Origin of the sequence: Parafrankia sp. Ea1.12 (assembly GCF_900465275.1) — a bacterium.
Classification (GTDB): Bacteria; Actinomycetota; Actinomycetes; order Frankiales; family Frankiaceae; genus Parafrankia; species Parafrankia soli.
Genome location: NZ_UBIZ01000727.1, coordinates 1 through 350, shown reverse-complemented (window position 1 = coordinate 350; position 350 = coordinate 1). Strand labels below are relative to the sequence as shown.

Here is a 350-nt window from a genome sequence, read left to right as displayed (position 1 = left end):
GACATGCTCGTCATCGCCGTCGATCACATCGGCACCGGCGAGAGCTCCCGGCACCCCCGAGCCGCCGAACTCACACCCGACGTCGTCGCGGCGGCGAACGCGGCGACACTCGCCGAGCTGACGGAGCGCGCCGTGAAAGGCTCACTCCTACCCGACCTCGGCCCGCTCGAACTCGGCCCGACCGTAGGAGTCGGCCATTCGATGGGCGCCATGCTCGCCATCTTCCAGCAGTCACTGCACGGCAGCTTCGACGCCGTCGCACCGCTCGGATACGGGACAGTAGGACCAATAATCACCTGGGCCGACACCCACGCCAGCATAGGCACCGGCGTGCTCGGCGTGCCCAGCCT

Annotated in this window: 1 pseudogene; it reads left to right on the top strand. The window is 68.6% G+C overall.

Features of this window, described 5'->3' with window-relative positions:
* Window positions 1–350: pseudogene (locus tag FMEAI12_RS35990) on the top strand (alpha/beta fold hydrolase); the annotation flags it as partial.